Below are 26,036 nucleotides of genomic sequence, written 5' to 3'. Positions count from 1 at the left end.
CGCTGGGGATGGCGTGATTGCAGAACTACCCCATAGCTTAATGGGAGTATCGATTATGTACCCCACTTATGAGATAGGTCATTCGGCGGGGCACAATGGAACACATGTCACGTGCGACTGAATCCAGCCCCTATCTGGAATTCAACAGACACCAATGGAAACGCTTGCGCATGTCTCAACCTCAGGTGCTGACCGAGGCCGAGGTCAGAGAGCTCCGCGGTGTGGGCGAGAACATTGCGCTGGATGAAGTGACCGAGGTTTATTTGCCGTTATCGCGTCTCATCCATCTTCAGGTGGAGGCCCATCAACGGTTGGGCCAGGCGACAGCAACGTTCTTGGGGGAAGACGTTCCCCATATTCCTTTCATCATTGGTATCGCGGGGTCCGTCGCCGTCGGCAAATCGACGACAGCTCGTTTGTTACAGAGGTTGCTTCAGCGGTGGGATTCTCATCCTAAGGTTGATCTGGTCACAACGGACGGCTTTCTTTATCCCACTGCCGAGTTAACGCGACGCGGCATTTTGGATCGAAAAGGTTATCCCGAGAGTTTTAATCGGCGTGCATTATTACGTTTTATTACCGACGTGAAAGCCGGCTCCCGTAACGTTCGCGTACCCGTGTATTCCCACGAGTTGTATGACATTGTCCCCGATACGTTTATTACTGTTGACCGGCCGGATATTTTAATTATTGAAGGGCTCAATGTTCTTCAAACAGGCCCCACGTTGATGGTGTCTGATTTCTTTGAGTTCAGCGTTTATGTCGATGCCCATCCCCGTGACATTGAACAATGGTATGTGGATCGCTTTTTGCAATTGCGACATATCTCGTTTTCCGATCCCGACGCACACTTCCACCATTTTGCCGAGCTTGACGACGACACGGCCATCCGGGAAGCCCGTGAAATCTGGCAGCGAGTCAATTTGCCGAACTTGACGGAGAATGTCTTGCCGACGCGACCTCGTGCGTCTTTGGTGCTCATGAAGGGCGAAGACCACTCTGTGCAGCGCGTTCGCATGCGGAAAGTGTGACGCGTTACCGCCCGAACCGACGGTTCCGTCGTGAAAAGTCGCGTAATGCGCGGAGAAAATCTACACGTCGAAAAGCTGGCCAATACGTGTCAGTAAACCAAATCTCCGAATAGGCCGATTGCCACAAAAGGAAACCTGACAACCGCTGTTCCCCAGACGTGCGGATAACCAAATCCGGATCAGGCTGGCCAGAAGTGTACAAGTGGTCAGAGATTCCTTGCACGGTGATTGCTTCCGCTATGTCGTCAAGAGAGAACCGCTGGTCATCCCCCAGTTCGCTGGCCTTGGACGAGGATGCCGAATCAACCTGATGAGCGCTTTCACCGTCCTTCGTCGAGGATTCCCGAAATGCCTCATGCTTCTCTTTAACCCGGTCCTCCAGCAAGGACCTCACGGCGTCAACTATTTCCTGCCGCCCACCGTAGCCAACGGCCATGTTGACGCACACCCCGGTATGGTCAGCGGTCGCTTTTTCATTCGCCGCAAGACGGTCGGTGAGAGCGTCGGGAAGAATATCGCGGTGACCCACCACACGAAGCCGTGCGTTTAACTTCGATTTCGCCAATTCATCGGACACGTCTCCGATGATTCTGCATAAAAGCTCCAGCTCAGCCTTATCGCGGTGGAGATTTTCCGTGCTCAACAAATAAATAGTGACCAGTTCAATCCCGCGTTCACCGGACCATTGGACAAGCTCACTGATTTTCTTCGCGCCGACGCGGTGGCCGTGACTCACGTCGATAAACCCAGCTTCCCGCGCCCACCGTCGGTTACCGTCGCACATGACGGCGATGTGCCGGGGTACGGACTTCCCCTCAAGTGCCCTCACCAAGCTGGCCTCGTACAACGGGTAGGTCGCCATGAGGGCAACGCGTTTACAAGCGGCACGAGCGCGTTTCCCAGCTTGACGCGCTAATGACACCAGCCGGCTTTCGGGCACGCGGCCATCATCGCAGCGGGTGTTGGGCGGAATAGTCACGCTCATATGGTACGCCTATGCGCCGTGTCCCCTCGTGTAAACGGCATGGGCGAGTTCGTCGAGCGCGCTCACCGTGGCATCCCACCCCATGCAGGCGTCGGTGATCGATTGACCATATGTCAACGCCTCTTTGCCGTGCCGACGGATCATGTCCTCATCGTGGGCCTGTTTGCCGGGGACCAGGAAGGATTCCATCATCACACCATTGATTCCCGGCTCACCCTCGGCGATCCGTTCAGCAATATCAGTAACGACGGCACGCTGGCGGATATGGTCTTTGCCAGAATTCCCGTGTGACGCGTCGATGGTCACTGCCGGGTGCAGGCCGGCTGCGGTGAGCCGGTCGGTGGCGGTGAGGACGCTCTCTGTTCCGTAATTCGGCCCAGATTCACCGCCACGGAGGATCACATGACCGTCCGTATTTCCGAGAGAGCTGATCACTCCAACGCGACCGTCGTCATCTGCTCCGACGAAATGATGGGCCGCCGACGCCGCCCGAATCGCATCAATGGCCTGCTGAGTACTGCCATCGGTGGCGTTTTTGAATCCGATAGGCATGGGCAGCGATGACGCTAATTGACGGTGTACTTGGCTCTGAACGGTCCGCGCTCCGATGGCGCCCCACGACACAGCGTCGTGGATGTAACTCGTTGCGAGCGGTTCCACAAACTCGGTCGCCGTCGGCAGGCCTAGCGAAAGGACGTCGCGGAATACTTCTCGCTCTAGAGCCAAACCCCGGGTGATATCCCCGCTCCCGTCGAGGTCGGGGTCGTTGACAAGCCCTTTCCATCCCACCGTTGTGCGAGGCTTTTCGCCATACACCCTCATGACGATTAAGAGGCGGTCGGAATAGCGTTGTGCCTGCTCAGCAAGGCGCGTGGCGTAGTCATATGCTGCATCGCGGTCGTGGATGGAACACGGGCCGACAATAACGAGTAAACGATGGTCCCGCCCGTGAATAATGTTCGCGATAGTTCGCCGGCTCGACTCGACTAGCCGACGGGCATCCGCGTCCAGCGCAATGTCGTGCCGGAGTTCCCGAGGCGACGGTAAAGGACGAACAGGCGAGACGTCGGTACGCGGAGCAGATGCGGTGGTCGCGGCGTTATGCGGTGCGATAGGCGAGGTTCCAGAAGTAGGGCGCATAAGAAAAGTAAACGATCGTAGCTAGATTCTATTTATCCGTCGTTCCGTCTGCTTTTTTCGGCCGTGATTTATGCTTCAATCGGAATTCCGGAAAACGCGAATTCGCATTGACGTCCTGTAGACCTTTTTCGGCCATGCGACGATCAATTTCTTCGGCGTCAAAGACGTCGATACCTTCTTTTTCGGCGAATGCGCGGCGTCGGTTTAAATTTTTAATTCGCTTCGTCGCCGAACGGCCAAGAATAATAACGACGACTAAAAGCGCAATGAGTATCAGAAGGCCTACCGGCGACGCTTTACCGAATTCAGGCCCCAGTGGACCGCCCTTTTCCTGCTGGGCGAGGATCCCTCCCGTAGTAACCGCCAGGTGAGTAGACATCGTAGAGAGTTTAGCCCCACCGAGAAACACCAACTCTGCTGCTACGTCGTATCCCATGATCACTGCCACTACTCCTGCTCCTTTTTCATGACCGTCCGACTAACCAAGCGACGCTTCCGCCAGCACCGAAAGGCGCAGCGGGTAAACGGCACAGCGGATTAGTCTCGGGAATAGTGTACGTCGTTGCGGCCCACCTGTGACATCACCGTCGAAAAGCGATGTCATCGACGGTGGGCGCACTATCGGCGGCGGGCGCGCTAAAACGATGCAAGCACGCTATCGCGACTGGCTAGTCGTCGTCGCCCTGGGAATACTCTTGACGAGCAGCTTCGGACACCATCCCGGGAACATTCTCCGGCTGGCGATCAGGATCGACGCCAGCAAACAGATCGTTTTCCGGGAGCGACGTGTCAACGCGGCTGGCAGCCAACTCGAATTCCTCAGTCGGCCACACTCTTCTCTGGTCCTCAGGCGAAACCGCGAACCACCGACTGTGTGGATCGATCTGTGTCGCGTGAGCGCGGAGTGCGTCGTCACGCTTGTGGAAGAAATCTGCCACATTGACTTGCGTGGTCACCCGTTCCATCAAATCCGGCCACTCATCGGCCTTGTCGACGCGGTCCTGGTACGGGCTAGGCAGTCCGCGGTTAATGAAATCGTTGTGGAGAGCAAGGAACCGGCTCTTCACGAATCCGTGGGTGTAGTACATTTTCGACACAACCCACGGCTCGCCTTTTTCTGGGTGGAAGTCCGGGTCCCCGGCGCGCAACCATGCGCGGACAGACACCGCATGGGTCTTGATGTGGTCGGGATGAGGGTATCCACCGTTCTCGTCATACGTGATCATGACGTGCGGGCGGAATTCGCGAATGACCTCAACGACTTCTGCCGTGGCTTCCTCTGTATTAGCTAATGCAAATGAGCCCTCCGGCAGCGGTGGCAGAGGGTCACCTTCGGGCAGGCCGGAGTCGACATAACCTAACCAGCGCTGCTTAATTCCCAGAATTTCGGCAGCTTTGGCCATTTCTTTCTTACGCAATTCAATCATGTTCTCGCGGACCTCGGGGCGGTCCATAGCAGGGTTAAGGATCGAGCCACGCTCGCCGCCCGTGCAGGTCAAGACCATAACTTCATTACCTTCATTGGCGTACCGGGCTAACGTCGCTGCCCCTTTACTAGATTCATCATCCGGGTGTGCGTGAATTGCTAAGAGTCGAAATCCGGTCATGACATATCCTCCGAGTTTGTTAATAAATTAATTGGGCTCATTGAGCCGCTGATAGCTGTGGTGAGCCACTGGTGTACGAGCTTAACGCGCTCACACTATCGGGTATAACCAAGATATTTGGTACCAGCAAGAAATCCACATAAGGGTTGCAAACAAAGTTGATATCCAAAGTTGATAACACGGAACGGTTTTCACCGATACCGTGTGATCACCCACTACTACCCCATGGCCAAGCTGGAACATCCATTTCTGTGACATATCACTTTTTACGTGGAATGTCCCCGGTTTTCAACTAGCGCTCCGGCGCTATCCCCTGCGGCTCTATCATCAGTAACTCCTGTCGTACTATAGGAGACATGACCGACCAGGATTCCCAGTCGCCCACAAGCCAGACCATCGAAGAACAACGTTATGGCTCATCACGGTCGGCATCGATCTCCGGCAAAGTCATCATTATCGGAGTTGTTCTCGTGCTGGTCATCAGCGGTTTATACATGTGGAATCAGTGGCGCAACGAATCCTCCCCCGACGTCTCTATTTCGTCAGCAGGTTTTGACCGCCCCAACGATTCGCTCCTGAATTTTACTGTCGACGTCACACGTGACGACGCTTCTCGCGCAGCGTATTGCATCGTGACCGCGCTGGATTACGACAAGAACGAGGTCGGGCGTCGGGAATTTGTGATCCCGTCGGGTGGCGAGAAGACCGAGCGCTTTAAGGTGGCCATTCCCACGCGTGCTCGAGCGGTCGCCGGGAAAGAATATGGGTGCTCGACGGAGATTCCGGGCTATCTCGACAACTCGGACACATAAGCCGCCGTTGCTGGCTTTGAATCCACCATCTCAGTGGTACCATGCACTGCGTTATACGAATCGAAGCATTTTATCTTCATGGAATCTTCATAGACCGCAACGATTGAGAGGCTGAATAAACATGGCTGAGGATACAAACACCCGTTGGCTAACCCAAGAAGCCTACGATCGTCTGAAGAAGGAACTCGACGATCTTAAGGCTAACCGCCCCGTCATCGCTGCCGAGATCAACGAGCGCCGCGAAGAGGGAGACCTGAAAGAGAACGGCGGTTACCACGCAGCCCGCGAGCAGCAGGGCCAAGAGGAAGCCCGCATCGCTTACCTCGAAGAACTACTCGATTCCGCAACGATCGGCGAAGCGCCCTCCCAGAGCGGTGTTGCCCTCGTCGGTTCCGTTGTCCACGTGTACTACGACGGCGATGAAGATGACACCGAAACCTTCCTCATCGGTACCCGCGGTGTTCACTCATCCAACACTGACCTGGAGACCTACTCCACCGACGCCCCGCTCGGCGCGGCTATCGTCGGAGCGAAAGAGGGAGAAACTCGCGAATACCAGACTCCCAATGGTTCGACGGTATCAGTCACGATCGTTAAGGCAGAGCCGTACGACGAGTCGAAGAAATAATTCTTTACCGCGCCTTTAACAGCGACGCGAAAAGCCCTCCGTGAATGCTTACGGAGGGCTTTCTTATTGCCAGAGCAGTGGGCGGATTCTCGACGTGTCTGGCGTCTCGATATCAAAAATGCCGGCCAACAAACGATGCTGGCCGGCGGATCCCTACCACGAAGAACTGCGGTGAGATCAATGATCTTGCGCTAGTTCCTGTTCGCGTACGACAGCAGACGGAGGATTTCGGTGTAGAGCCAGACCAGCGTCACGGCCAACCCGAGGGCAACGCCCCACGCCATCTTCGACGGTGCACCTGCACGGACCAGTTGATCCGCGGTGTCAAAGTCCTGCAGGAAGCTCAGCGCAGCCAAGCCGATGCACAGAAGCGAGAAACCAATGGCTAGCGGGCCACCGTCGGTAAGAGGGTTATGACCGGTGAAGACCGCGAGAAGCATGTTGCCCAACGCCAGAACGAGCACGCCGACGAGCACGCCCAACATGATGCGGTTGAACTTCGGGGTGACGCGGATGGCACCGGTCCGGTAAACGATCAGCATCCCGATAAACACGCCGATGGTGCCCAAAACTGCTTGACCGATGATGGTGCCGGCATTTGCGCCACTGACCATGACGTTCGCGAAAACGCTGGTCAGCCCACCAACGAAGAGGCCTTCGAAAGCGGCATAAAGAAGGGTAACGACGGGGGAGCCGAACTTTTTACCGAACGTCGACACCATGACCATGATGAGTCCGCCGATCGCGCCAACCATGGTCAGCAGGCTGGAGACCTGGGGGTTCGACAGGGACAGCATGTAGTTAATGACGGCGCCGACGATAATGACCCCTAGCGTAATGCTGGTCTTGACGATAACGTCGTCAATGGTCATTCCGCGCTCTGCAGTTGTGCCCTGGGCCTGCTGCTGCATGGTCTGTTGACCGAACTGCTGGGCACCAGCCATCGATGCACCCCGCTGGCCGAACTGCTGGGCGTCTTGGCCTTGGCCGAATACGTACTCGCCCTGACCGGAACGGGCTTCACGCTTCCGTTCCTCCGTCAGGGAGCTGAAGTATGGATTTGAACTACGCACGGGGGGTAAATCCTTTCATCGTGCACTTAACTCATTAAGCGTCATCGTGGTGACCACTATAGGTGATCACCATGTTTGCGTTAACTGTCTTCGTCACTACGCGGTATCTCAGAGCCGGGCTGAACTCAACTGATGAGGCTCGGCTGGCACCTGCGTTGTCGAAGACAGATACAACGGCTCGTCGTTAAGAGTAACGGACAAAGTAGAAGGTTTGTTCCCGCCCCCTCCACATGACAGGAAGTCTCGACCCGCTTAAACGAAGAAATCGATGTGACACCCATAACGGATCACAGCGAGAAAACGATGTATCGTACAGTGCTTTAGCCGTCGCACATCCGCTTACACAGCAAGCGATAACAAACGGTGGCATTTACAATACATCCGACGACAATTACGAAACCACACCAACAATTTAAGGAAACGAAAACACTATGCGCTTTTCCTGCTCCACCGTCGCACTCAGTTCCGCTGTCGTTGCCACGACGCTAGCTCTGACTGGCTGCTCTCACGACAACTCATCGTCGTCAACATCAACATCGCTCGTGACGTCGTCAGTGACGACGTCACCGTCGTCGTCCTCACCTTCTCCGTCACCATCCTCTGAGTCTCCCTCCTCTGAGTCTCCCTCCTCTGAGTCTCCCTCCTCTGAGTCTCCCTCCTCTGAAGAGCCGAAGAGCACGGACAATCCCGACGATAAAGACAAGGCTGCCAAAGAGAACGATCGCAAAGACGAGAACAAAGACAAGAAGGACAATAAAGACGGGGATAAGGATAAGGACAAAGAGAACAAGAAGCAGGCAGATAACAAGCCGAACAACAACAAACCGGCCGACAACAAGCCAAAAGACAATCCCGCCCCACCTACTGCACCAGTCCCGGCGCCTAATAACGACGGTGGCAACCAGCAAACTGAGGCGCAAAACCAGCAGCCCAGCAAAGAAGAAACACAGCCCAGCGAGACTTACCAGTTGCAACCGTGGGAAAACTTCACCGTAAAGCACCCGGTCGTGGAAAACTCACCGTGTGGTCCGGAACTTGATCGCGGTGCCACCGGACAAACAGAGCAAGGAAAGCCACTGCGGTGCTCAGACAGCACGAACCCCAAGTGGGTTCCCTGGCGATAACACCATCCGGGAGAACTGACCGGTAAAACGTCTGTAAAAACGTGAATCAGCCGGTATGAATTATCGCTGAGGGGTTGGTGTCCGACATGGGGTTAATATATAATATACATGTCGCCATCGAAATCGTTGAACCTGTATCAGCCGGGAAAACGTGCGGTGGTGTGCCCATCTCTCTGAAAGGACACCGTAATGAAGAATACAAAAGCTATCCTCGGAAGTCTGGCGCTCGCAGGTGCACTCACCGTCGGAGCCCCGGCTGCACAGGCGGCAGAAGCTCCCTCAACCCCCGCCGCAACTGCAACGGCCCAGGATGAATCCGCAGCCTCCGCCACGGATCAGCAAAAGGAATCCGCGACGGATGGCTCTGACAAGGATAGCGCTGAGCACAAGGCTTACGTTGCCAAGTGCACGCTCAGCACACTCGGTGGAGCGCTTACCGGCATCTTGACCGGCGCTACTGCTGGCACCATCTTCGGCCCCGGCGTCGGCAACATTGTTGGAGCAGTGATCGGTGGCCTCGGTGGAGGCATCACCGGTGGTCTAACAGGCTGCCTGCCCGCTGAGAACAGCGCAGCCAAGTAAAATCTAGGTCCCGGCCAAATAAGACCGATTCCATACCGCCCCGATGTGGGCGGTTTTTTATTTTTGAAGACGTTTTCTTATCTTCGTTTTTGTGGCGTTAGAAAGGTACACACTTCTGGAGACAGGGATAAACAGCATTCCAACTACGATCCATTTGGTTAGCGGGTATCCATCTTTAATACACCCATCACCCAGGGAATGATGTATCAACTCTTTTTGCCAATACTCAGCCTTTGTGACTGGCGATTTCTGTTAGGAGCGGGGTTCGTCGCGATTCAACATTGCCGGTCCGAAGGTAGCTTCAGCCCCGCCGAAAATCGATACGCGCCACCTTGCATTACCGTCCGAAAATATGAGCCCGAGTTCGTTTGCCAACGGCCTATTAGCCACCGCAAGACACGCCGGGCCATGAACGGGGGGGAAGAATTGCCGGACAGCCATACCCCCATTCGGCGGCCGAAATATTCCCTATACCCCAGTACTGTCGCCTCGAACACGAGCTCGCCTGCGCATTCACATCTAGAACAGTACAAGTGAAGCGCTGATACGACGGAAAAGACGTAAAGCTGACATTTTCCCAGCTAACGCCGTGACTTTCCCGGGCCAATATAGAGTTGCCAGGCTGATCCACTGCCCCCCACCCCTGGCATATAGCTGAAGAACTCGGTGAGTTTATCAACCTAATTCAGGTGTGGACAACGCAAAAAGGAACACCTAATCATGCACAAACAACGTCAAGGCATCGCCCTCGCCTTGCTGCTCACAGTGCTACCGCTTTCGGCTTGTACCGACAACGCCGGAAACGGCACAAAGTCATCTTCCGTAGCGACAGCGACATTAACCAGCACGACATCCTCCTCGTCCAGCAGCGCACCATCCCAACCAACGCAACCCGAAACTACTGCTGCTAATCCGTCGGCTGAACCAACAGAGCAACCTGCCGTCACACAAACTCAACCTCAATCTGATGGCGTCATTGGCTACACCGGGGCACCAGGGTTTGATCACCCACATCTTCTCAACAAGACAATTAGCAGCTGCGGAAATCCCCAACTACACGAAACCGGAACCACATTTTTCACCGACGGGACCTCAGGGTGGACGCAGCACTGTGCCACCCAAATGACATCTCGATCAAATCAATACCAGGTAACCCAACAAAGAATGGAAACCCCATCGACTCCAACCTTTAACCCCGATAGCGGCGACGGTTACGGACCCAATCAAACGCTTCCGCCATTGTGCGAGCGAATTCCCGACGCCGAACAGTGCCAATAACTTCTAAAAATCCTCAGAAAGGACCATCCCAATGACCGCTCCCAATTCCAACGAGAACAACCAAAACCCCCGAGTCGTCTATGTCAAAGAACCCAAGAAACCCTGGTACAAGCGGATCGGATGCATGGTTTCACTGGCAATCCTCGCAATTATTGTCATCATCATCCTGGCAATCAGCTTCGCTGCTAAACAAGTACAAGACGACGCAGACACCGAACACGCCATCACGTACTCCATCACCGGAGATGCAACTGACGCCATCGCCACCTACAGCACCTGTGACACAGAACAAGCCCAAGACACCGGCATTGCTGCTGGATGGAGTAAAGACGTCAATGTCAAAGGCTATTTCGGCGCCACACTCACCGCGACGAATGGCGCTCAAAGCGATGGAACCATCACGTGCACTATCTCAGTGAAAGGCAAACAACTTGCCACGAATACAGCAACCGGTGCCGCTGCCACAGCGTCATACAACGTATCCAGCCAGGACATGAAAGACGCCGATAAATAGGCTCATTTAATACGGTTTAATCCCACCCGGTCGATGGCGCTCTCAATGACGGGTGTGGGTTTACCCGCCGAATACCAGGGTGATAATTGGGCAACGGATACGCGCTAATCAATTCTAGGATGATCTCACCTCGGCGGGCCTGACCATCATTTTCCTATTTCAGATGCCGTCACAATGTAGTCACGACGGTTGCGCCCCCGTCCTCTTCTGAACTACGCAAACAGTAAAGAGGGTTTTGTGCCCCCAATGGGATTCGAATCCACGCGTTCAACCACCTTGCCCATTACAAGCAACCGGGTCCCGAGCCCCAGACCATGTCCTTTATCCGGAATCAACATAGAAAACGGGCGGAATAGCACTCGTACCGAGGTGCTAATTCTTCACGATCGATTCCACGTTCCGTCCCCATATGAACCACACAATCGGTCCCAGGATGGGGAAGCAGAATGTAACAACAATCCAGATTATTTTTCCGAAAACGGTATAGCGGCTCGATGACACGATTGAAACCAGAGCGCCAATAAAAATCACGAGCGGGATCGCAATGAGCGCTACCACCCCGATTAACAGCACCACTGATCCCCAGTCGTCATTAGCGGCGGCCACGGCGGCTAAATAAAATCCGAAAATAATTAAGCCCCTTTTCCTAAGACACCCAAATCACTCGACCATAGCTAACCTAAACGGTCGGGTCCCAGACTATCCGAGGTTACGGAGCGACGACAGTGGGATGAGGATTATATGTCTAGTTCTTGCGCTTAACTAGATTGAGGCATTCTTCTGACCTAATGGAACCCGAGACACGCCTACTGACCTTCCCCCTGGTCAGGCTATGGCCGACCTATTTCAGATGTAGTCAAAATGTAGTCACGTCGACCAAAAAGCGTGATTCAACAAACAAAAACCACCCTCTAAACTGCACATACAGTAAAGAGAGTGGTGTGCCCCCAGTGGGATTCGAACCCACACTGAATGGATTTTAAGTCCACTGCCTCTGCCAATTGGGCTATAGGGGCACTGCCATTGACAGCACACCGAACCACGCCGGTGAGCACAACAGCGAGCCTCATCTTACCGCGTTACCCCACAGACACAGAATCCCGTGGTCACGCCTCAAAAGACACTCGCTGCCTGGCTAATCCTGCAATAATCCCGTCCAAAATATCCTTCTCACTCACGGTGATCTGTTCGATGCCAGCCTTAGCGCGGAAGAACTCCACGATCGCGTCAATAATCAGCGTTCCCCCACCGATAACATCGGCACGACCAGGCAAAATCTGAGGCCGGGCCTTCCTCTGCTCCACGGTTTCCACACGAACCTTCGCCGTCGTCGCGAGAATATCGTCCGAGTCAAGCGTCGAAAGATGAATCTTTTCTGGCAAGTATTCAGGCAAGTCCTGAACCACTGCCGAGACCGTCGTAAAGGTACCCGCACAACCAACAACTGTCGCGACCTCAGCAAGAGGCAACTTTTCCGCAGCCTCACGCAGGTTCTTATCGACGACCTCCCGCGCTGCCGCGCACTCCGCCTCCGTCGGAGGATCCGTGTGCAAAAAGCGCTCCGACAACCGGACGCTGCCCATCTGGGTCGACACGGCCCCCACAACGTCCCCGGCCTTGTCCCCCACGACGAACTCAGTTGAACCACCACCGACGTCAATAACAACGACGGGCCCCTCGGCCTCCACATCCATTGTCGCGCCGAGATAAGACAGTCGCGCTTCTTCCGTCCCCTCGATGACTTCCGCAACCGCCCCCGGCACAACCCGACCGAGCTCGGTCTTCGTCATGGCGAAGAAATCATCCCGGTTCGACGCATCCCGCGTTGCCGACGTCGCGACCATACGGACAACACTCACGCCATGATCGAGCATCATGTCAACGTATCCGTGCAGCGCAACCCGCGTCCGCTCGATCGCAGCTGGCGACAACTGCCCAGAACTATCAACGCCCTCACCAAGACGAACAATCGTATTCTTCCGGGTAACCTCGCGCACAGCATTCCCAGACCGTGCATCGACGTCGGTAATGAGAAGGCGGATGGAATTGGTACCACAATCCACGGCAGCCAAAGAGAGCGTGCTGGGGGCCTCGTTCAGAGCATTGTTCGATTCCGCAGAATGAGCCTCGAGAGTCGAATCGGTAGCCGTGGCCAGGCTAATCCCCAGTTCCTCAACCGTCGGCCATTGATCCGGAAGAACAGTTCCGCGCAGCTCAGGGTTGTGGGCCAGCGCCAAAGCGACGGTCTCAGTTCCCAGGCGAACGGTATCCGGCCCCTCCGCTAGAGCGTAAGCCATGAGAACGTGTAGGCACTTCACCCGATCGGGCATACCGCCGCCGGAAAAAGAGGTTCCCAAATCCTCAATGCTGTTGCGGACACTCAGGTAGTGTTCGTGCGCGGCCTGGTAATCGGCAGCCAGCGCTTCATCGGTTTCCAGCCGTTCAGTCATCCATTTCATGACTCCGGCGACTTCGAGTCGCGACGCCTCTGCCGTCAGACGCGGGTCGGTCAGGTAATACAGGGTCGGAAAAGGGGTACCATCGTCGAGCCGGGGGGCCGTCGTCACCACAGCCGGCTGACCATCTGGAGCGTGATACGCCACCTCGAGGGCACCGCGCGGACGCCGCCCTAGTTGGTCGGTCATGATGGCCATATCTTCGTCGGACACTCCGGAGAAACTCGTCATGTCCACTTATTTTAATTCTCCCCCAGACCGGACCTAATCCCCAGGCCGAAACGAATTCCTCGGCCGGACCTAATTGCCGGGCTGAAACTGATTCCCGTTCGCCGGTGCCGGCGCTTGACGGTTCGGATCCGGATCATTCACCGTCGGCACGCCCAATGATGGTGCTTCATCCTCGTGCTGCTCTTTATCCGACGGCTTCTCGCGGACCGAGCTCCACAACTGCGTGTACCAGGGATCCTGCTGTTCGTCTTTCTTTGAATCCGATTCCTCGGGAGTGCCCGTCGTAATCGAAGGATCAATAATCCGCCAGGAGGTCTCCCCCCGCTCGACCATGCCTAGTCGCAGCCGAGCCTGCTCTTTGACGAAATCGTCGTCGTTATACAAATCCAGCTGTTTTTGCAGCTCAGCCTTCTCTTCTTCCTGGTGAGCTATATCGATATGAAGTTGTTGCAACTCACTACGTTGCTGAAAGTATGACTTCAGTGGCGGGGCAATAGTCATCGTCATCGCCACCACAAGACAGGCCAAAATAATCAGCCGCACCGCGGACTGTTGACTCGGAACAGTCAACACCCACTGTTTACGGCTCCCGCCGAAGCGGAATTCCCGCAATCGGCGTTGCGCACGACGCCGACGCGACTGGCGCATCGGCTTAGGCAACGTGCCCTTACGTTCCGACGCGGTATCCGACTCAACACCAGCGTCGGAATCGGACACAGTGACACCCTCATCAGGTTTGCCGGCCTGCTGGCCATTCATGCGATGGTCGGCAGCCGTTGACGCAGCAGTAGCGCTATCGACGTGATCGCGCTCTCCCCCTGCTGCGAGAGAATCCGATCCTGCCGGCGATCCTGATTCAGGTGAACGTGCCATAGGCTGTGATCTTAGCCGTTAAAGCGCGGGAAAGCTGAGCGCCCAGCGTAAACGGCAGCGTCGCCCAAGAATTCCTCGATACGCAGCAACTGGTTGTACTTCGCAACACGCTCAGAGCGAGCCGGAGCACCGCTCTTAATCTGGCCACAGCTGTAAGCAACCGAGAGGTCAGCGATGGTCGTGTCCTCGGTCTCACCGGAACGGTGGGACATCATGCAGCGGTAGTTGTTGTTCTGAGCCAGCTGCACAGCGTCGGCAGTCTCAGAGAGGGAACCGATCTGGTTAACCTTAACCAGCAGGGCGTTCGCAGCCTTCTTCTCGATGCCTTCCTTCAGGCGTGCCGGGTTGGTGACGAAGAAGTCGTCACCAACAATCTGGACCTTGTCGCCGATCTCAGCGGTGAGCTTGGTGTAGCCTTCCCAGTCGTCTTCCTGCAGCGGGTCCTCGATGGACACGATCGGGTAGTTCTCGACGAGCTCCTCGTAGACCTTGACCATGTCCTCGGCGCTGTGCTCGCCGCCCTCGAAGTTGTAGACGCCCTTGTCCTTGTCGTAGAACTCGGAAGATGCAGCGTCCAGAGCGAAAGCGATGTCCTCGCCGAGCTTGTAGCCGGCCTTCTTCACAGCCTCAGCAATGAGGTCCAGAGCTTCCTTGGTGGAATCAACCGACGGAGCGAAGCCACCCTCGTCGCCAAGACCCGTGGACAGGCCCTTGGACTTAATGACGGACTTCAAGTTGTGGTAAACCTCCGCACCCATGCGGAGAGCCTCTCGGAAGGAATCTGCACCAATCGGAGCAATCATGAATTCCTGAACATCGACGCCGGAGTCCGCGTGGGCACCACCGTTGACGATGTTCATCATCGGTACGGGGAGTACGTGAGCGTTTGGGCCGCCAAGGTAGCGGAACAACTCAAGGTTGGCGGAGCTGGCAGCGGCCTTCGCCGTTGCCAAGGAGACACCGAGGATCGCGTTCGCGCCCAGGTTGGACTTGTTGTCCGACCCGTCAAGATCCAACATCACCTTGTCGACGAGGCGCTGGTCGTCAGCTTCAAGACCGGTCACTGCCGGAGCGATCTTTTCATTGACGTTCTCGACGGCCTGACGAACGCCCTTGCCCAGGTAGCGGTCGCCACCATCGCGGAGTTCGTGAGCCTCGTGAACACCGGTGGAAGCACCGGACGGAACGCCTGCACGGCCGAACGAAGCGTCGTCAAGAAGAACCTCAACCTCAACGGTCGGGTTGCCGCGTGAGTCTAGAATCTCGCGAGCTTGAACATCGATAATCTGAGCCACAATGGCCTCCTGTTTATTCGACTACAACCTATCTAATCAGGGCCCCGCGCAATCAACTGACGCCACCGGTAACGCTGTGACTAGCACAGCACATGATGGCGAGGACGCAGCGTGACCTACGCCTTCTATTGTGGCACGATCCCGAAACAATGGCATCCATGATGAAGGTCACTCCATTATGACGGTTACCCTACAAACCGGGCACAAAACAACAATTATCCTGCATAAATGGATATTTATAAACGTAAACGGACATTTTGGCGGGCTGGACTGTGTCCAAGAACACGCCCGTAAACGGCTCTCAGGGTCGCACACACAATGTATTCGACGTAGCGCGACCACCACGATCTGCGTAGCGCCAGGCCTTATGCCGGCTTCTGCTGGAGCGAATAATTGGCAGCAGCTCGCCGCACATCCTCCACATACTGCGCCGAGTTATTGTAGGAGCGCACAGCCGATTTCCAGCCGTCCGCCGTCGATAAGTCACGGTCAAAATCGCACAAAAGATTCACTGCCGCGACTGCAGCATCATCAATATTGTCGGGATCCGCTTTCCCATCCGCATTGGCATCAACCCCATACTTCTCCCACGACTGCGGAATGAACTGCAAGGGGCCCATCGCCCGGTCCTTTTCTTTATCGCCGTCCAGTTCGCCATTGTCGGTATCGGGCAGGTTCTCCAACCCGGGAGCACCGTCCAGCTGAACGCCACGGATATGCGGCTTCACATCGCCATTGGAATCAATCGACACCGAATCAAAATGATGTCCGTTATAGGTGCCGTGGCGAGTTTCTACCCATCCCAAACCCGCGAGGGTCGTCCAATCCAGATGACACCCCGGTTTCGAATGACGGGCCACCACATTCGCATTCGCATAAGCGCTCAAGGCTTCAACAGAAATACCGGTTTTCTTCGATATCGGCTCCGCCCAGGTCCGAAACTCTTCCGACGTGCGCGTGTGTTTGGACGTATCGACTGCCGGAGCCGCAACTCCATTCGGCGGCGGAACGTCCGACGGAATCGGCTTCCGCATCGACGAACTATCGGTATGGACGTGGGATACCAACCAACCAATAGCGACGATGACCAGCGCCAACACCGCGAAAACAGCAATGAGGGTACGTGCAGATTTCATAACCCAGAACACAGACTCCGATTCGGTGAGATGACGGCGTTACAACGACGAACCGGGGTCCCCGTGAGAAGCCGGAGCCGACCACGATTCGTTGGCAGCCGACTGCTCACGTCGTTTCCCTTCCTCCCACAAACGATTCTGCTCATCCAGGCCAACTGGACGCTCGGTCTCCTCGAACAGATAGGGAGCGCGCGTCCGCATCTTATGAACAAACGACGCCGCGACATGCCCAATATCGAAAGCGCCGCGTCGGTTAGCTATCTCCGCATGGAACAGAACCTGCAAGAAAATATCCGACAGCTCATCGCACAGCCGCTTTTCCGACGCCAGATCCCCGGCCTGCCACGTATCGATGGACTGGGCTAACTCCTCAACTTCCTCACGCAGATAGGCAAGCAGAGACTGGTGGCTTTGGCTCTGCTCCCACTCCCCTTGGCGCAACGCACGCGACATCACCGCAATGGCCTCTTCGATCTCATTGAGAACAGCCTCGGGGATCTCGCTCTGGCTCGGACTGGAAGCGCCACCCGATTCGGTGGTTTCGTCGACGCCACCAGTGTTTTCGTCGTCAGCGTTTTCGGTATCGGCACTATCACCAACGACAGCGGTCCCGTGAATCACGCCATCGCCGGCACTCCCTGCGCCATCCTGGACTCCCCCATTGCGCTGCTCAGAGGGGTAATCGGACTCCCCAGCCGACGAACCCTCTGCATACGCTTCTTCCGACGCCTCCGCACCATCCGTCAACTGCGGAATTGCTTTCAACGCGAAGTCATAATCTGGATACTTCGGCGGATTCTCCGCATCCATCCCCTCAAGCTCGCCTGAAGCACCAGAGCTCAGCGCATTATTCTGCGAGCCCGACGCCAGAGCGCGGTCTGGCCGTCGTTGGAAATACAAGGAGGGCGCTACTAACAGCTGATCACCACTGTGGAGCCTCTCGCGCACCCATTCGTTATAGGGATCGGTGGTGATCAAAGTGTCGGTATCATCCACCACATGGCCGCCTAGATCGGCAATCACCCAACGGATGCGGACTGGGACTTCTTCGGTGTAGCACACGTCATTGCCCACCAGAGACACAGCGTCGACGGGCAGCATGCCGGGAAAACGGGGATCGAGGACAATGACAGACATGGCTATATATTAACGGACCTTACTTTTAGTGGAATTCTTTTGGTGACTCTTGCCCCCAGTAGTGTCCGGCTGCACACCAGAAGCAACCTCCCGGCGCGGCTTACCCAGCAGCGACGTCATCACGTCCGCACACCACTGCAACAATTCCTCATCTTTGACGGCTTGAGCCCGAATGCCCCGCCCTTTCTTGGGAGCTGGGACCACAACATTATGGGTTGTGGCACGGTATTGCGCGCCGGGGTACAGCCGGCCCAAACGCACTCGCCCTGAATCGGGCAGTTCAATCGGCGAAAACGAAATAGCGGCCTTGTTCGCGCCAGTTGCCACAACATCGGTCACGCCACATTCGCGGCAGACCATGCGTAACCGGGCGACGGCGAGCAGCCGGTCAATTTCCTGTGGCGGCTGGCCGTACCTGTCCACTAATTCCGCGCGGACATTCTGCAACGCCTCTTCATTCTTCGCTTGGGCAAGGTCCCGGTACGCGGCCAAACGTAGCCGTTCAGAGGCGATATAACTCGTGGGAATATGTGCATCGACGTTGATATCAATGCGCGTTTCCTTGTTTTCCTTATCGCTTCCATCGATCGGCTTGCCGTCGGCCATCGCCTTGAATGCCTCGACGGCTTCACCAACAAGGCGGACATAGAGGTCAAAGCCGACACCAGCGATGTGACCCGACTGCTCAGCGCCCAAAACATTGCCGGCACCGCGCATTTCAAGATCTTTCATGGCGACGGCCATCCCGGCGCCAAGATCATTGTTCTGCGCAATCGTCGATAAACGGTCGTAGGACGTTTCGGTCAATGTTTGCGACGGAGGGTACAAGAAATAGGCGTATCCGCGTTCGCGCGACCGGCCAACGCGGCCACGAAGCTGGTGCAACTGGGCCAAGCCCATGTGGTGAGCATTCTCGACGATCAGCGTGTTGGCATTCGAAATATCCAATCCTGTTTCGACGATCGTCGTGCAGACCAACACGTCGTACTCGCGGTCCCAGAACCCTTCGACGGTGTTCTCCAGCTGATCCTCATTCATCTGGCCGTGCGCCACGACCACGCGCGCTTCCGGAACAAGCTCACGAATATGCTGCGCGACCTGCTCAATCGAACGCACACGGTTGTGCACATAAAACACCTGGCCATCGCGCAACAATTCCCGACGAATAGCCGCCGCGATCTGCTTATCCTCTTGCACACCGACGTAGGTCAACACGGGGTGGCGATCTTCCGGAGGGGTGAGGATCGTCGACATATCGCGAATTCCCGCCATCGACATCTCCAGCGTGCGGGGAATAGGCGTCGCGGACATCGTCAACATGTCAACGTGGGACCGCAGCGCCTTGATGTGCTCCTTGTGCTCCACACCGAAACGCTGCTCCTCGTCGACAATAACGAGCCCCAAGTTCTTCCACTGCACCCCAGTCTGCAGCAAACGGTGAGTACCAATTACGATGTCGACCTGCCCCTCAGCCAGCCCGGTCAGGACTTCGCGGGCCTGCTTCGGCGTGGTGAAGCGGGACAGCTGGCGGATCGTGATGGGGAAACCTTCCATGCGCTCGCTGAAGGTTGCGAAATGCTGCTGCGCCAGCAACGTCGTGGGAACAAGGAGAACCACCTGTTTGCCGTCCTGCACGGCCTTGAATGCGGCACGGACGGCGACCTCGGTCTTGCCGTATCCCACGTCGCCGACAATCACGCGGTCCATGGGGACGGGCTTCTCCATATCCTCCTTGACCGCTTCGATGGCGTTGTACTGGTCTTCCGTCTCCGTGAACGGGAAGTTGTCCTCCATCTCCCGCTGCCACGGGGTGTCCGGCGAGAACGCGTACCCCGGCGCGGCTTGGCGCTTCGCATACAGCTGCACAAGGTCGGCGGCGATATCACGAACCGCGGCGCGAGCTTTCTTCTTGGTGTTCTTCCAATCGGATCCGCCCATTTTTGACAGGGACGGGTTCTCACCGCCGACATACCGCGAGAGCAAATCCAGACTGTCCATGGGGACATAGAGGTGGTCGGCTGCACCGCCTCGCTTCGACGGGGCATATTCCAGAACCATGTATTCCCGACGGGTCGCATCAGCACCCTTGCCGACGGTGCGCTCCTGCATTTTCACGAATCGGCCGATGCCATGAGTCTCGTGGACGACGAGATCGCCCGGGTTGAGCGAGAGCGGGTCGACGCGGTTGCGTTTGCGCCGTGGCCGACGACGCCCATCGCCATAAGCAGCGATGCGGTTGCCGGTGAAATCGGTTTCAGCGACGACAAGCAAGGGGCGGGAGTTATCGACATGCGGGATAACTAAGCCCCCGTGCAGCACTGCCCGAATGACTGTGGCTTTACCCGGCGCGGGCGGATTGTGGGGATCCGCATCGGGAGTCACACCGATGCCGGCTTCACGGAAACGACCGCTCATACGTTGCGCAGAGGCGGGGGTGAGTGCCGTAAACACGAGCCGGCCACCGTGCGCCACGTGGTCGTGAAGCTCCGCCATCGCTTTCTCTACGTCGCCCGGTTTCCCCTTAGGCTGAGGCCCGGTGGAGAAATCCAGCTCGAGGGTGGACGATGTCTCCGCGCTGCCCAAGAACCCCGGAGGAGCACACGTCCACCAGGACAAACCGTGGTGTTCCGCTGTCTTCTCCATGGCGCCCAGGGAGCGATACGCACTCTGGTCCACGTTCAGATCATCGTTGCCGTCCTCGGCTTCCGCCAGTGCGGCGGTGTCAATCGGTGACTCCGCCCCCATCGCGGCAGCCTCCCACCCGGCTTTGACAAACTCTTTGCCGGTGGCAATCAAGTCGTCGGCCCGGCGCTGCACTTTCTCCGGCGACATCACTAACACCGTCGTCGTCACTGACGGATCCGCCGCGGCCACTTCCTCAGGAAGCGTCACCATCGGACCGTCGAAAAGCACCGGAATGAGGGACTCCATCCCCTCAACGGCGACACCTTCGCTGATCTTCGTCAACGCGTCCGCCAGCGTGGCATTCGACGCGTGTGTGCGTGCCATTTTTTCAGCGCGGGCGCGGACGGCGTCGTCGATAAGAAGCTCACGACACGGGTACACAGGGACGACGCCTGGATCAAAATTTTCAATTGTTCGCTGATCACCCACCGAAAAAGCGCGCAAATCGGAAATCTCGTCACCCCACAACTCGGCGCGCACCGGGAGTTCAGCGGTGGAGGGGAAAATATCCACCACACCACCGCGGACGGCGAATTCCCCTCTCTTGCCGACGAGATCCACGTGCTGATACCCCATCTCCGCTAAACGAGTGGCGATTCCCGTGACATCGGTGTCTTCCGCGAGGATGATCGGTTCGCGCTCCCCCAAGCCCTTCATGATGGGCTGAATAAAAGACCGCGCCGGGGCAACGACAACACGAATTGGCTGCTCACCGGGGACGTCATGGGGGTGAGCAAGACGGCGGAGGATCTTTAACCGAGAACCCACTGTTTCCGAACCAGGGGACAACCGCTCATGCGGGAGCGTCTCCCAAGCCGGGAACATGGCGACGGCATCGCCCAACATGTCGCGCAATTCTGCGGTGAGATCCTGGGCTTCGCGGCTGGTCGCGGTCACGATGACAACGACAGATTTTTCGGCGATTGCCCTGGCTACCCATGACCGTGCCTCGTCGATGGCTGAGATGTGCAGCCGTGGCTCCCCCACCGAGGCCAGGACTCCTTGGAGTTTCGGCGATTGCAACGCCAACTGCACCACCCCAGCCAAGGGTGGCCATCCCATTCCTTCCGACGCGTCCTTTCCTTCAGGTTTGCGGACTGCCGCACGAGCAGCGTCGGACACGGACGCATCGGATGAGGGCATGGGAGTCTGTGCAGAGGTGTGCGTCATGAGGCTGATTGTAATGGGGAGCCTTGCGGAGGAGTGTCGCGGATACTAGTCGTCGGCCTCGTCCGAATCCTGGCCCTCTGAGGTGGACGAACCGGACTGCTCCGCGTCCCGCTGCTGTTGTCTGTACACCTCGGCCGGGTCGGCATCCTTACCAGCACCCAGCCTGACACCTTGCTGGCCGGCTTCTCCCTCGACGTCCTCATGGAGGATCGGGTCCTTCTCCATTCCCGCAAGGCCATTCCACATGAGGTTCACGATGTGGGCAGCAACTGCGTCCTTGGGAAACACGTGTGCGTTGTCGCTGTCGTCATCACTACCGTTTTCTGCGGCTCCATCTTTGTCACTGCCGACGCCCATCGAGTTGACGGTCCACCACTGCGCCACCATCGCGACGCACCCCATCATGCCCTGGGCATAGAGCTCCGCGAGACGCTCGTCTAAACCATTCCGCTTGAAAGCGTCGGCAAGAATATGGGAAGCGCGATTCACCGAAAGACCGAGCAAAGTGGAATGGACACCGTCCTCAGCCGACGAGTGATCTTCCGCCGACTTCCCATGATGCGATGCCGCCTTCGACTGCGACGATCTCCCGACAGCCCCCACAACAGCTCCATCGCGAGCCAGGATCCGGAAACCTTCCTCATTTTTCTCCGCGAAATCCAGGACGGCGTAGACCGCCCGTTCAATTCGGATACGCGACCGCCCCTGAACGAGTGCTTCGTCGATAGTGCGGTCGAGGGCGACCATATCTTCGTCGATAACTGCCTGGTAGAGACCCTCTTTCCCACCAAAATGTTCATAAATGACGGGCTTGGACACACCGGCGCGCGCAGCGAGCTCTTCGACGCTGGTACCTTCAATGCCTTTTTCAGCAAAGACAGGCCTACTCATAGCGATCAATTGGGAGCGACGTTCTGCTGCCGACATACGTTGACGTGTCATATCTTCAGGATATCTGGAACGTACACCCACGTTGTCGTAGTGCCGGAAAAATGTAGAACACGAGGAGTCGAAGCGCGGACCTGGAACGATGGCTGCACAATAATCGCACTTAAATCGCACCTGAGCGCGGGGCTGCGCGGAGGGGAACATGGGCTCGTCGGTGTGTTGTTCAGGGGAAATGGCACTTTGGGCGGCTCGTCGGGTAGAGTAAGGCGCCGCAGCGACGGACATTGTCCTCCTGTGCTTTCTCCCGTGGTGTAATAGGCAACACAGCTGGTTTTGGTCCAGCCGTTCTAGGTTCGAGTCCTGGCGGGAGAGCCACAACTATATGATCGGATCTATCACCCGAATACTCATAAACGATGGGAGAGTCCGTGAGTACTACCCCAGTTGCAGTCATTGTTTTGGCCGCAGGGGCTGGCACCCGAATGAAGTCAGATACCCCAAAAATGCTTCATCAGATTGGGGGGCGCTCACTACTCTCCCATTCTTTGTATGCCGCGAAGGGGCTAAACCCCGACCACCTCGTCGTGGTCGTCGGCCATCAGAAGGAACTCGTTGAGCAGGCTGTTGAAGCCTGGCAAGAAGAAACCTCGACGACGTCTGGCGTCGCCTTGGCTCATCAGGAACAACAGAACGGCACCGGCCACGCCGTCATGTGTGGCATGGACAGCGATGAATTGGCTGGTTTCACGGGGACGGTCGTCGTCACGAATGCCGACGTTCCTCTTTTGTCGTCGAGCACGCTCGATTCGCTGGTCAACGCTCACACTCATGCCCCGGCAGCAGCCGTGACCGTGCTCACCGTGGAGGCGCCGACACCGACGGGCTATGGGCGCATCATCCGCAATGCCGATGGCGAAGTGACCGCCATCGTCGAGGAAAAAGACGCCACCGAGGACCAGCGCCGAATCAAAGAAGTGAACACCGGCGTGTTCGCGTTCGATGCTGACGTCTTGCGCAACTCATTAGGCAAGTTGGACACCAACAACGCTCAAGGCGAGATGTACTTGACCGACGTGCTTGGCATTGCCAGGAACGAGGGGCTCATCGCCCGCGGGCACATGGCGCATGATCCCGCGGAATTGGCCGGTGTGAATGATCGCGTCCAGCTTGCCGCCGCCGGGCGGGTGCTCAACCGACACATTTGTGAAAAGCACATGCGCAATGGGGCCACCATCATCGATCCCGAATCCACGTGGATTGATGTCGATGTCACGATCGGACGTGATGTCACCATTCATCCGGGGACTCAGCTTCACGGCACCACGCACATTGAGGACAACGCAGAGATCGGGCCCGATACCAGCCTCACCAATGTCACCGTTGGCTCAGGAACCCAGGTTATTCGCTCACATGGATCTGATTCCATCATTGGCAGCAATGCCCACGTCGGGCCGTTCTCCTACCTGCGCCCCGGAACTCACTTGGGCGACGAGGGAAAGATCGGGACCTACGTCGAGACGAAAAATGCCAGCATCGGCCGTGGTACGAAGGTTCCGCACCTCACGTATGTGGGCGACGCCACCATCGGCGAGTACTCGAATATCGGATGCTCCTCGGTGTTCGCAAACTATGACGGTGTCAATAAGCACCGCACGACCGTCGGGTCCCATGTCAGGACAGGATCTGATACCACCTTTGTTGCGCCTGTGACCGTAGGCGATGGTGCCTATTCCGGGGCTGGAACGGTGATTACCGACGACGTTCCCGCTGGTGCGCTGGTTGTCCCCGGTGCTCGGCAGCGGGTTATCGAAGGGTGGGTGGCTAAGAAACGCCCGGGAACTGCAGCAGCGCGCGCGGCTGAGGCAGCCGGTACCCCCGAAAGCACAGGTAAAGCCCCCAACAATTCGGCACCATCCGACAACTCGCGGACCGATAGGACGTAGTATCACTAAGTGCCGGGGATAGTTGGTGAGTCCCACTATCCCACGCCTGCAGGGTTGATCAGATTTCCACTCTGACTGCCGATAAACGTGATCACCGTGGTCAACACAGAAAGGCATACCGTGAATTCACACTGGACGGAAAACCAGAAAAACCTCATGCTCTTCTCTGGGCGTGCCCACCCCGCTCTGGGAGAGCAAGTCGCCAAAGAACTAGGTATCGAGCTCACCCCCACCACCGCCCGCGACTTCGCCAATGGCGAGATCTTCGTTCGTTTCGAGGAATCCGTCCGCGGTTGCGATGCTTTCGTCTTGCAGTCCCACCCGCAGCCGCTGAACAAGTGGCTGATGGAACAGCTCATTATGATCGACGCGCTTAAGCGTGGGTCTGCAAAGCGCATCACAGCAATTCTCCCCTTCTACCCCTATGCCCGCCAGGATAAGAAGCACCGTGGCCGCGAGCCGATTTCTGCTCGCCTGGTTGCAGACCTTTTGAAATCTGCCGGGGCTGATCGCATCGTGTCTGTTGACCTCCACACGGACCAGATCCAGGGATTTTTCGACGGCCCGGTTGATCACATGCACGCCATGCCGATCCTCACGGACTACGTGAAATCCAACTACGACACCTCGAACATCGTTGTTGTCTCCCCCGACGCCGGGCGCGTGAAGGTGGCCGAAAAGTGGGCCCAGGAGTTGGGTAACGCACCTCTCGCCTTCGTCCATAAGACCCGTGATATTGACGTCGCGAATAAGATTACGTCCAACCGTGTTGTCGGTGACGTGTCCGGGCGAACCTGTGTGCTGCTCGACGACATGATCGATACCGGTGGAACCATTGCAGGCGCTGTCAAGGTGCTGCGTGAGGCTGGGGCGAATGACGTCATTATCGCCACCACCCACGGTGTGTTCTCGGATCCAGCTCGCGAGCGGCTGTCTGAATGTGGTGCGCGCGAAGTGATCACCACCGATACGCTGCCGCAAAATACGGATCACTGGGACAACCTCACTGTTCTGTCGATTGCCCCACTGTTGGCGAAGACCATTCACGAGATCTTCGAAAACGGATCCGTCACCAACCTCTTCGAGTAAGCGACCCGCGTCGGCGCTGACTACGTTGGCGCTACTTGCCTCGCATCGTCGCTACCCGATGAGCGAGGTTCTCGGCCGGACGAACGTTTGGTTCCTCCGGCCAATCTTGCTATCCTGGGCCGGTATGTCTCGGCGAGGGCGGCCCGTAACCGTGCACGCACAAGAACCGCGCACAAGTACAGGGCCCCGTTATCGACGCGATGAAAATCTACAGCGGCATACACACGGCTCGGTGAAGCCAGCCCACTGGTATGCAATGGTTCCCACTGCGAAACCATTCCGCTTTTTCTGCGTGATTCTCTCTCCGGGGCGACAGACGCGCAGATATTCCTACACTACGTTCCTTTCTGCGCGTTCAT

Annotated in this window: 22 protein-coding genes, 2 tRNA genes and 1 pseudogene; 9 read left to right on the top strand and 16 right to left on the bottom strand. The window is 56.9% G+C overall.

Features of this window, described 5'->3' with window-relative positions; translation table 11 throughout:
* The first annotated feature begins 104 nt into the window (after positions 1-104).
* Positions 105-1,031, top strand: a complete 927-nt coding sequence (coaA, locus tag KCQ76_RS07215) for a type I pantothenate kinase (protein ID WP_046203109.1) — start codon at positions 105-107, stop codon at positions 1,029-1,031.
* Positions 1,032-1,035: 4 nt separating this feature from the next.
* Here coaA and uppS read toward each other — a convergent pair whose 3' ends face one another.
* From uppS to mca, 4 genes are all read right to left on the bottom strand, one after another.
* The gene (uppS, locus tag KCQ76_RS07210; RefSeq protein ID WP_046203197.1) at positions 1,036-1,893 is read right to left on the bottom strand and encodes a polyprenyl diphosphate synthase; all 858 of its coding nucleotides are present in this window, start codon (positions 1,891-1,893) and stop codon (positions 1,036-1,038) included.
* Positions 1,894-2,025: 132 nt separating this feature from the next.
* On the bottom strand, positions 2,026-3,156 hold the full coding sequence (locus tag KCQ76_RS07205; RefSeq protein WP_046203110.1) for a 3-deoxy-7-phosphoheptulonate synthase: 1,131 nt from the start codon (positions 3,154-3,156) through the stop codon (positions 2,026-2,028).
* A 28-nt stretch (positions 3,157-3,184) separates the two neighbouring features.
* Entirely contained in the window at positions 3,185-3,604 is a 420-nt protein-coding gene (locus tag KCQ76_RS07200; RefSeq protein WP_180962431.1) for a hypothetical protein, read from the bottom strand.
* 220 nt (positions 3,605-3,824) lie between these two features.
* Positions 3,825-4,763 (bottom strand): mycothiol conjugate amidase Mca, encoded by a 939-nt coding sequence (mca, locus tag KCQ76_RS07195; RefSeq protein ID WP_046203111.1) that lies wholly within the window; start codon positions 4,761-4,763, stop codon positions 3,825-3,827.
* Positions 4,764-5,119: 356 nt separating this feature from the next.
* On the opposite strand from mca, the gene KCQ76_RS07190 reads away from it, so the two are divergent.
* Positions 5,120-5,575: a DUF4307 domain-containing protein gene (locus tag KCQ76_RS07190; RefSeq protein ID WP_046203112.1), complete on the top strand. Its 456-nt coding sequence runs from the start codon at positions 5,120-5,122 to the stop codon at positions 5,573-5,575.
* A gap of 121 nt (positions 5,576-5,696) precedes the next feature.
* Positions 5,697-6,203 (top strand): transcription elongation factor GreA, encoded by a 507-nt coding sequence (greA, locus tag KCQ76_RS07185; RefSeq protein ID WP_012731220.1) that lies wholly within the window; start codon positions 5,697-5,699, stop codon positions 6,201-6,203.
* Positions 6,204-6,394: 191 nt separating this feature from the next.
* Here the strand turns inward: greA and KCQ76_RS07180 are convergent, their stop codons facing one another.
* Positions 6,395-7,276, bottom strand: a complete 882-nt coding sequence (locus KCQ76_RS07180; protein ID WP_046203113.1) for a Bax inhibitor-1/YccA family protein — start codon at positions 7,274-7,276, stop codon at positions 6,395-6,397.
* Positions 7,277-7,707: 431 nt separating this feature from the next.
* Here KCQ76_RS07180 and KCQ76_RS07175 point away from each other — a divergent pair, with 431 nt between their 5' ends.
* Complete coding sequence (locus KCQ76_RS07175) at positions 7,708-8,400, top strand: hypothetical protein (RefSeq protein ID WP_221914833.1); 693 nt, start codon at positions 7,708-7,710, stop codon at positions 8,398-8,400.
* A 189-nt stretch (positions 8,401-8,589) separates the two neighbouring features.
* Positions 8,590-8,982, top strand: a complete 393-nt coding sequence (locus KCQ76_RS07170; protein ID WP_052722353.1) for a hypothetical protein — start codon at positions 8,590-8,592, stop codon at positions 8,980-8,982.
* Positions 8,983-9,716: 734 nt separating this feature from the next.
* Here KCQ76_RS07170 and KCQ76_RS07165 read toward each other — a convergent pair.
* Complete coding sequence (locus KCQ76_RS07165; RefSeq protein WP_046203116.1) at positions 9,717-9,929, bottom strand: hypothetical protein; 213 nt, start codon at positions 9,927-9,929, stop codon at positions 9,717-9,719.
* A 362-nt stretch (positions 9,930-10,291) separates the two neighbouring features.
* On the opposite strand from KCQ76_RS07165, the gene KCQ76_RS07160 reads away from it, so the two are divergent.
* Positions 10,292-10,774 carry a hypothetical protein gene (locus KCQ76_RS07160; RefSeq protein WP_046203117.1) on the top strand — a complete coding sequence of 161 codons (483 nt, stop codon included), beginning with the start codon at positions 10,292-10,294 and terminating at the stop codon, positions 10,772-10,774.
* A 372-nt stretch (positions 10,775-11,146) separates the two neighbouring features.
* Here the strand turns inward: KCQ76_RS07160 and KCQ76_RS07155 are convergent, their stop codons facing one another.
* From KCQ76_RS07155 to KCQ76_RS07115, 10 genes and pseudogenes are all read right to left on the bottom strand, one after another.
* Positions 11,147-11,305, bottom strand: a complete 159-nt coding sequence (locus KCQ76_RS07155; RefSeq protein WP_257994306.1) for a PLDc N-terminal domain-containing protein — start codon at positions 11,303-11,305, stop codon at positions 11,147-11,149.
* A 411-nt stretch (positions 11,306-11,716) separates the two neighbouring features.
* Positions 11,717-11,790, bottom strand: a tRNA-Leu gene (locus tag KCQ76_RS07150).
* Positions 11,791-11,880: 90 nt separating this feature from the next.
* Positions 11,881-12,846, bottom strand: a complete 966-nt coding sequence (locus tag KCQ76_RS10860; RefSeq protein WP_046203199.1) for a Ppx/GppA phosphatase family protein — start codon at positions 12,844-12,846, stop codon at positions 11,881-11,883.
* 210 nt (positions 12,847-13,056) lie between these two features.
* Positions 13,057-13,419 (bottom strand): annotated as a pseudogene (locus KCQ76_RS10855) (DUF501 domain-containing protein); the annotation flags it as partial.
* Between the two features lie 111 nt (positions 13,420-13,530).
* Positions 13,531-14,334: an FtsB family cell division protein gene (locus tag KCQ76_RS07140; RefSeq protein WP_046203119.1), complete on the bottom strand. Its 804-nt coding sequence runs from the start codon at positions 14,332-14,334 to the stop codon at positions 13,531-13,533.
* A gap of 11 nt (positions 14,335-14,345) precedes the next feature.
* Positions 14,346-15,629, bottom strand: a complete 1,284-nt coding sequence (gene eno / locus KCQ76_RS07135; RefSeq protein ID WP_012731209.1) for a phosphopyruvate hydratase — start codon at positions 15,627-15,629, stop codon at positions 14,346-14,348.
* A gap of 365 nt (positions 15,630-15,994) precedes the next feature.
* Positions 15,995-16,765 carry a lytic transglycosylase domain-containing protein gene (locus KCQ76_RS07130; protein ID WP_046203120.1) on the bottom strand — a complete coding sequence of 257 codons (771 nt, stop codon included), beginning with the start codon at positions 16,763-16,765 and terminating at the stop codon, positions 15,995-15,997.
* A gap of 39 nt (positions 16,766-16,804) precedes the next feature.
* Positions 16,805-17,902 carry a MazG nucleotide pyrophosphohydrolase domain-containing protein gene (locus KCQ76_RS07125; RefSeq protein WP_046203121.1) on the bottom strand — a complete coding sequence of 366 codons (1,098 nt, stop codon included), beginning with the start codon at positions 17,900-17,902 and terminating at the stop codon, positions 16,805-16,807.
* A gap of 9 nt (positions 17,903-17,911) precedes the next feature.
* Complete coding sequence (mfd, locus tag KCQ76_RS07120) at positions 17,912-21,649, bottom strand: transcription-repair coupling factor (protein WP_046203200.1); 3,738 nt, start codon at positions 21,647-21,649, stop codon at positions 17,912-17,914.
* Between the two features lie 153 nt (positions 21,650-21,802).
* Positions 21,803-22,699, bottom strand: a complete 897-nt coding sequence (locus KCQ76_RS07115) for a TetR/AcrR family transcriptional regulator (RefSeq protein WP_082089931.1) — start codon at positions 22,697-22,699, stop codon at positions 21,803-21,805.
* 246 nt (positions 22,700-22,945) lie between these two features.
* On the opposite strand from KCQ76_RS07115, the gene KCQ76_RS07110 reads away from it, so the two are divergent.
* The 3 genes from KCQ76_RS07110 to KCQ76_RS07100 all read left to right on the top strand — a co-directional run bounded on the left by KCQ76_RS07110 (position 22,946) and on the right by KCQ76_RS07100 (position 25,677).
* Positions 22,946-23,020: transfer RNA gene (locus KCQ76_RS07110), tRNA-Gln, on the top strand.
* A 41-nt stretch (positions 23,021-23,061) separates the two neighbouring features.
* On the top strand, positions 23,062-24,588 hold the full coding sequence (gene glmU, locus KCQ76_RS07105) for a bifunctional UDP-N-acetylglucosamine diphosphorylase/glucosamine-1-phosphate N-acetyltransferase GlmU (protein WP_046203122.1): 1,527 nt from the start codon (positions 23,062-23,064) through the stop codon (positions 24,586-24,588).
* Between the two features lie 120 nt (positions 24,589-24,708).
* A complete protein-coding gene (locus KCQ76_RS07100) occupies positions 24,709-25,677 on the top strand; it encodes a ribose-phosphate diphosphokinase (RefSeq protein WP_082089932.1) in 969 nt (322 codons plus the stop codon).
* Positions 25,678-26,036 lie beyond the last annotated feature (359 nt).

Source organism: Corynebacterium parakroppenstedtii, assembly GCF_019754935.1.
Classification (GTDB): Bacteria; Actinomycetota; Actinomycetes; order Mycobacteriales; family Mycobacteriaceae; genus Corynebacterium; species Corynebacterium parakroppenstedtii.
Note: the sequence above shows the minus strand (reverse complement) of the source record. Positions and strands in the feature narration are given on the sequence as shown.

Coding starts and splice junctions, on each gene's coding strand:
- coaA (WP_046203109.1), top strand. CDS start 105: ATGTCACGTGCGACTGAATCCAGCCCCTATCTGGAATTCAACAGACAC.
- uppS (WP_046203197.1), bottom strand. CDS start 1,893: ATGGCGACCTACCCGTTGTACGAGGCCAGCTTGGTGAGGGCACTTGAG.
- KCQ76_RS07205 (WP_046203110.1), bottom strand. CDS start 3,156: ATGCGCCCTACTTCTGGAACCTCGCCTATCGCACCGCATAACGCCGCG.
- mca (WP_046203111.1), bottom strand. CDS start 4,763: ATGACCGGATTTCGACTCTTAGCAATTCACGCACACCCGGATGATGAA.
- KCQ76_RS07190 (WP_046203112.1), top strand. CDS start 5,120: ATGACCGACCAGGATTCCCAGTCGCCCACAAGCCAGACCATCGAAGAA.
- greA (WP_012731220.1), top strand. CDS start 5,697: ATGGCTGAGGATACAAACACCCGTTGGCTAACCCAAGAAGCCTACGAT.
- KCQ76_RS07175 (WP_221914833.1), top strand. CDS start 7,708: ATGCGCTTTTCCTGCTCCACCGTCGCACTCAGTTCCGCTGTCGTTGCC.
- KCQ76_RS07170 (WP_052722353.1), top strand. CDS start 8,590: ATGAAGAATACAAAAGCTATCCTCGGAAGTCTGGCGCTCGCAGGTGCA.
- KCQ76_RS07160 (WP_046203117.1), top strand. CDS start 10,292: ATGACCGCTCCCAATTCCAACGAGAACAACCAAAACCCCCGAGTCGTC.
- KCQ76_RS07140 (WP_046203119.1), bottom strand. CDS start 14,334: ATGGCACGTTCACCTGAATCAGGATCGCCGGCAGGATCGGATTCTCTC.
- KCQ76_RS07130 (WP_046203120.1), bottom strand. CDS start 16,765: ATGAAATCTGCACGTACCCTCATTGCTGTTTTCGCGGTGTTGGCGCTG.
- KCQ76_RS07125 (WP_046203121.1), bottom strand. CDS start 17,902: ATGTCTGTCATTGTCCTCGATCCCCGTTTTCCCGGCATGCTGCCCGTC.
- mfd (WP_046203200.1), bottom strand. CDS start 21,649: ATGGGATGGCCACCCTTGGCTGGGGTGGTGCAGTTGGCGTTGCAATCG.
- KCQ76_RS07115 (WP_082089931.1), bottom strand. CDS start 22,699: ATGACACGTCAACGTATGTCGGCAGCAGAACGTCGCTCCCAATTGATC.
- glmU (WP_046203122.1), top strand. CDS start 23,062: ATGGGAGAGTCCGTGAGTACTACCCCAGTTGCAGTCATTGTTTTGGCC.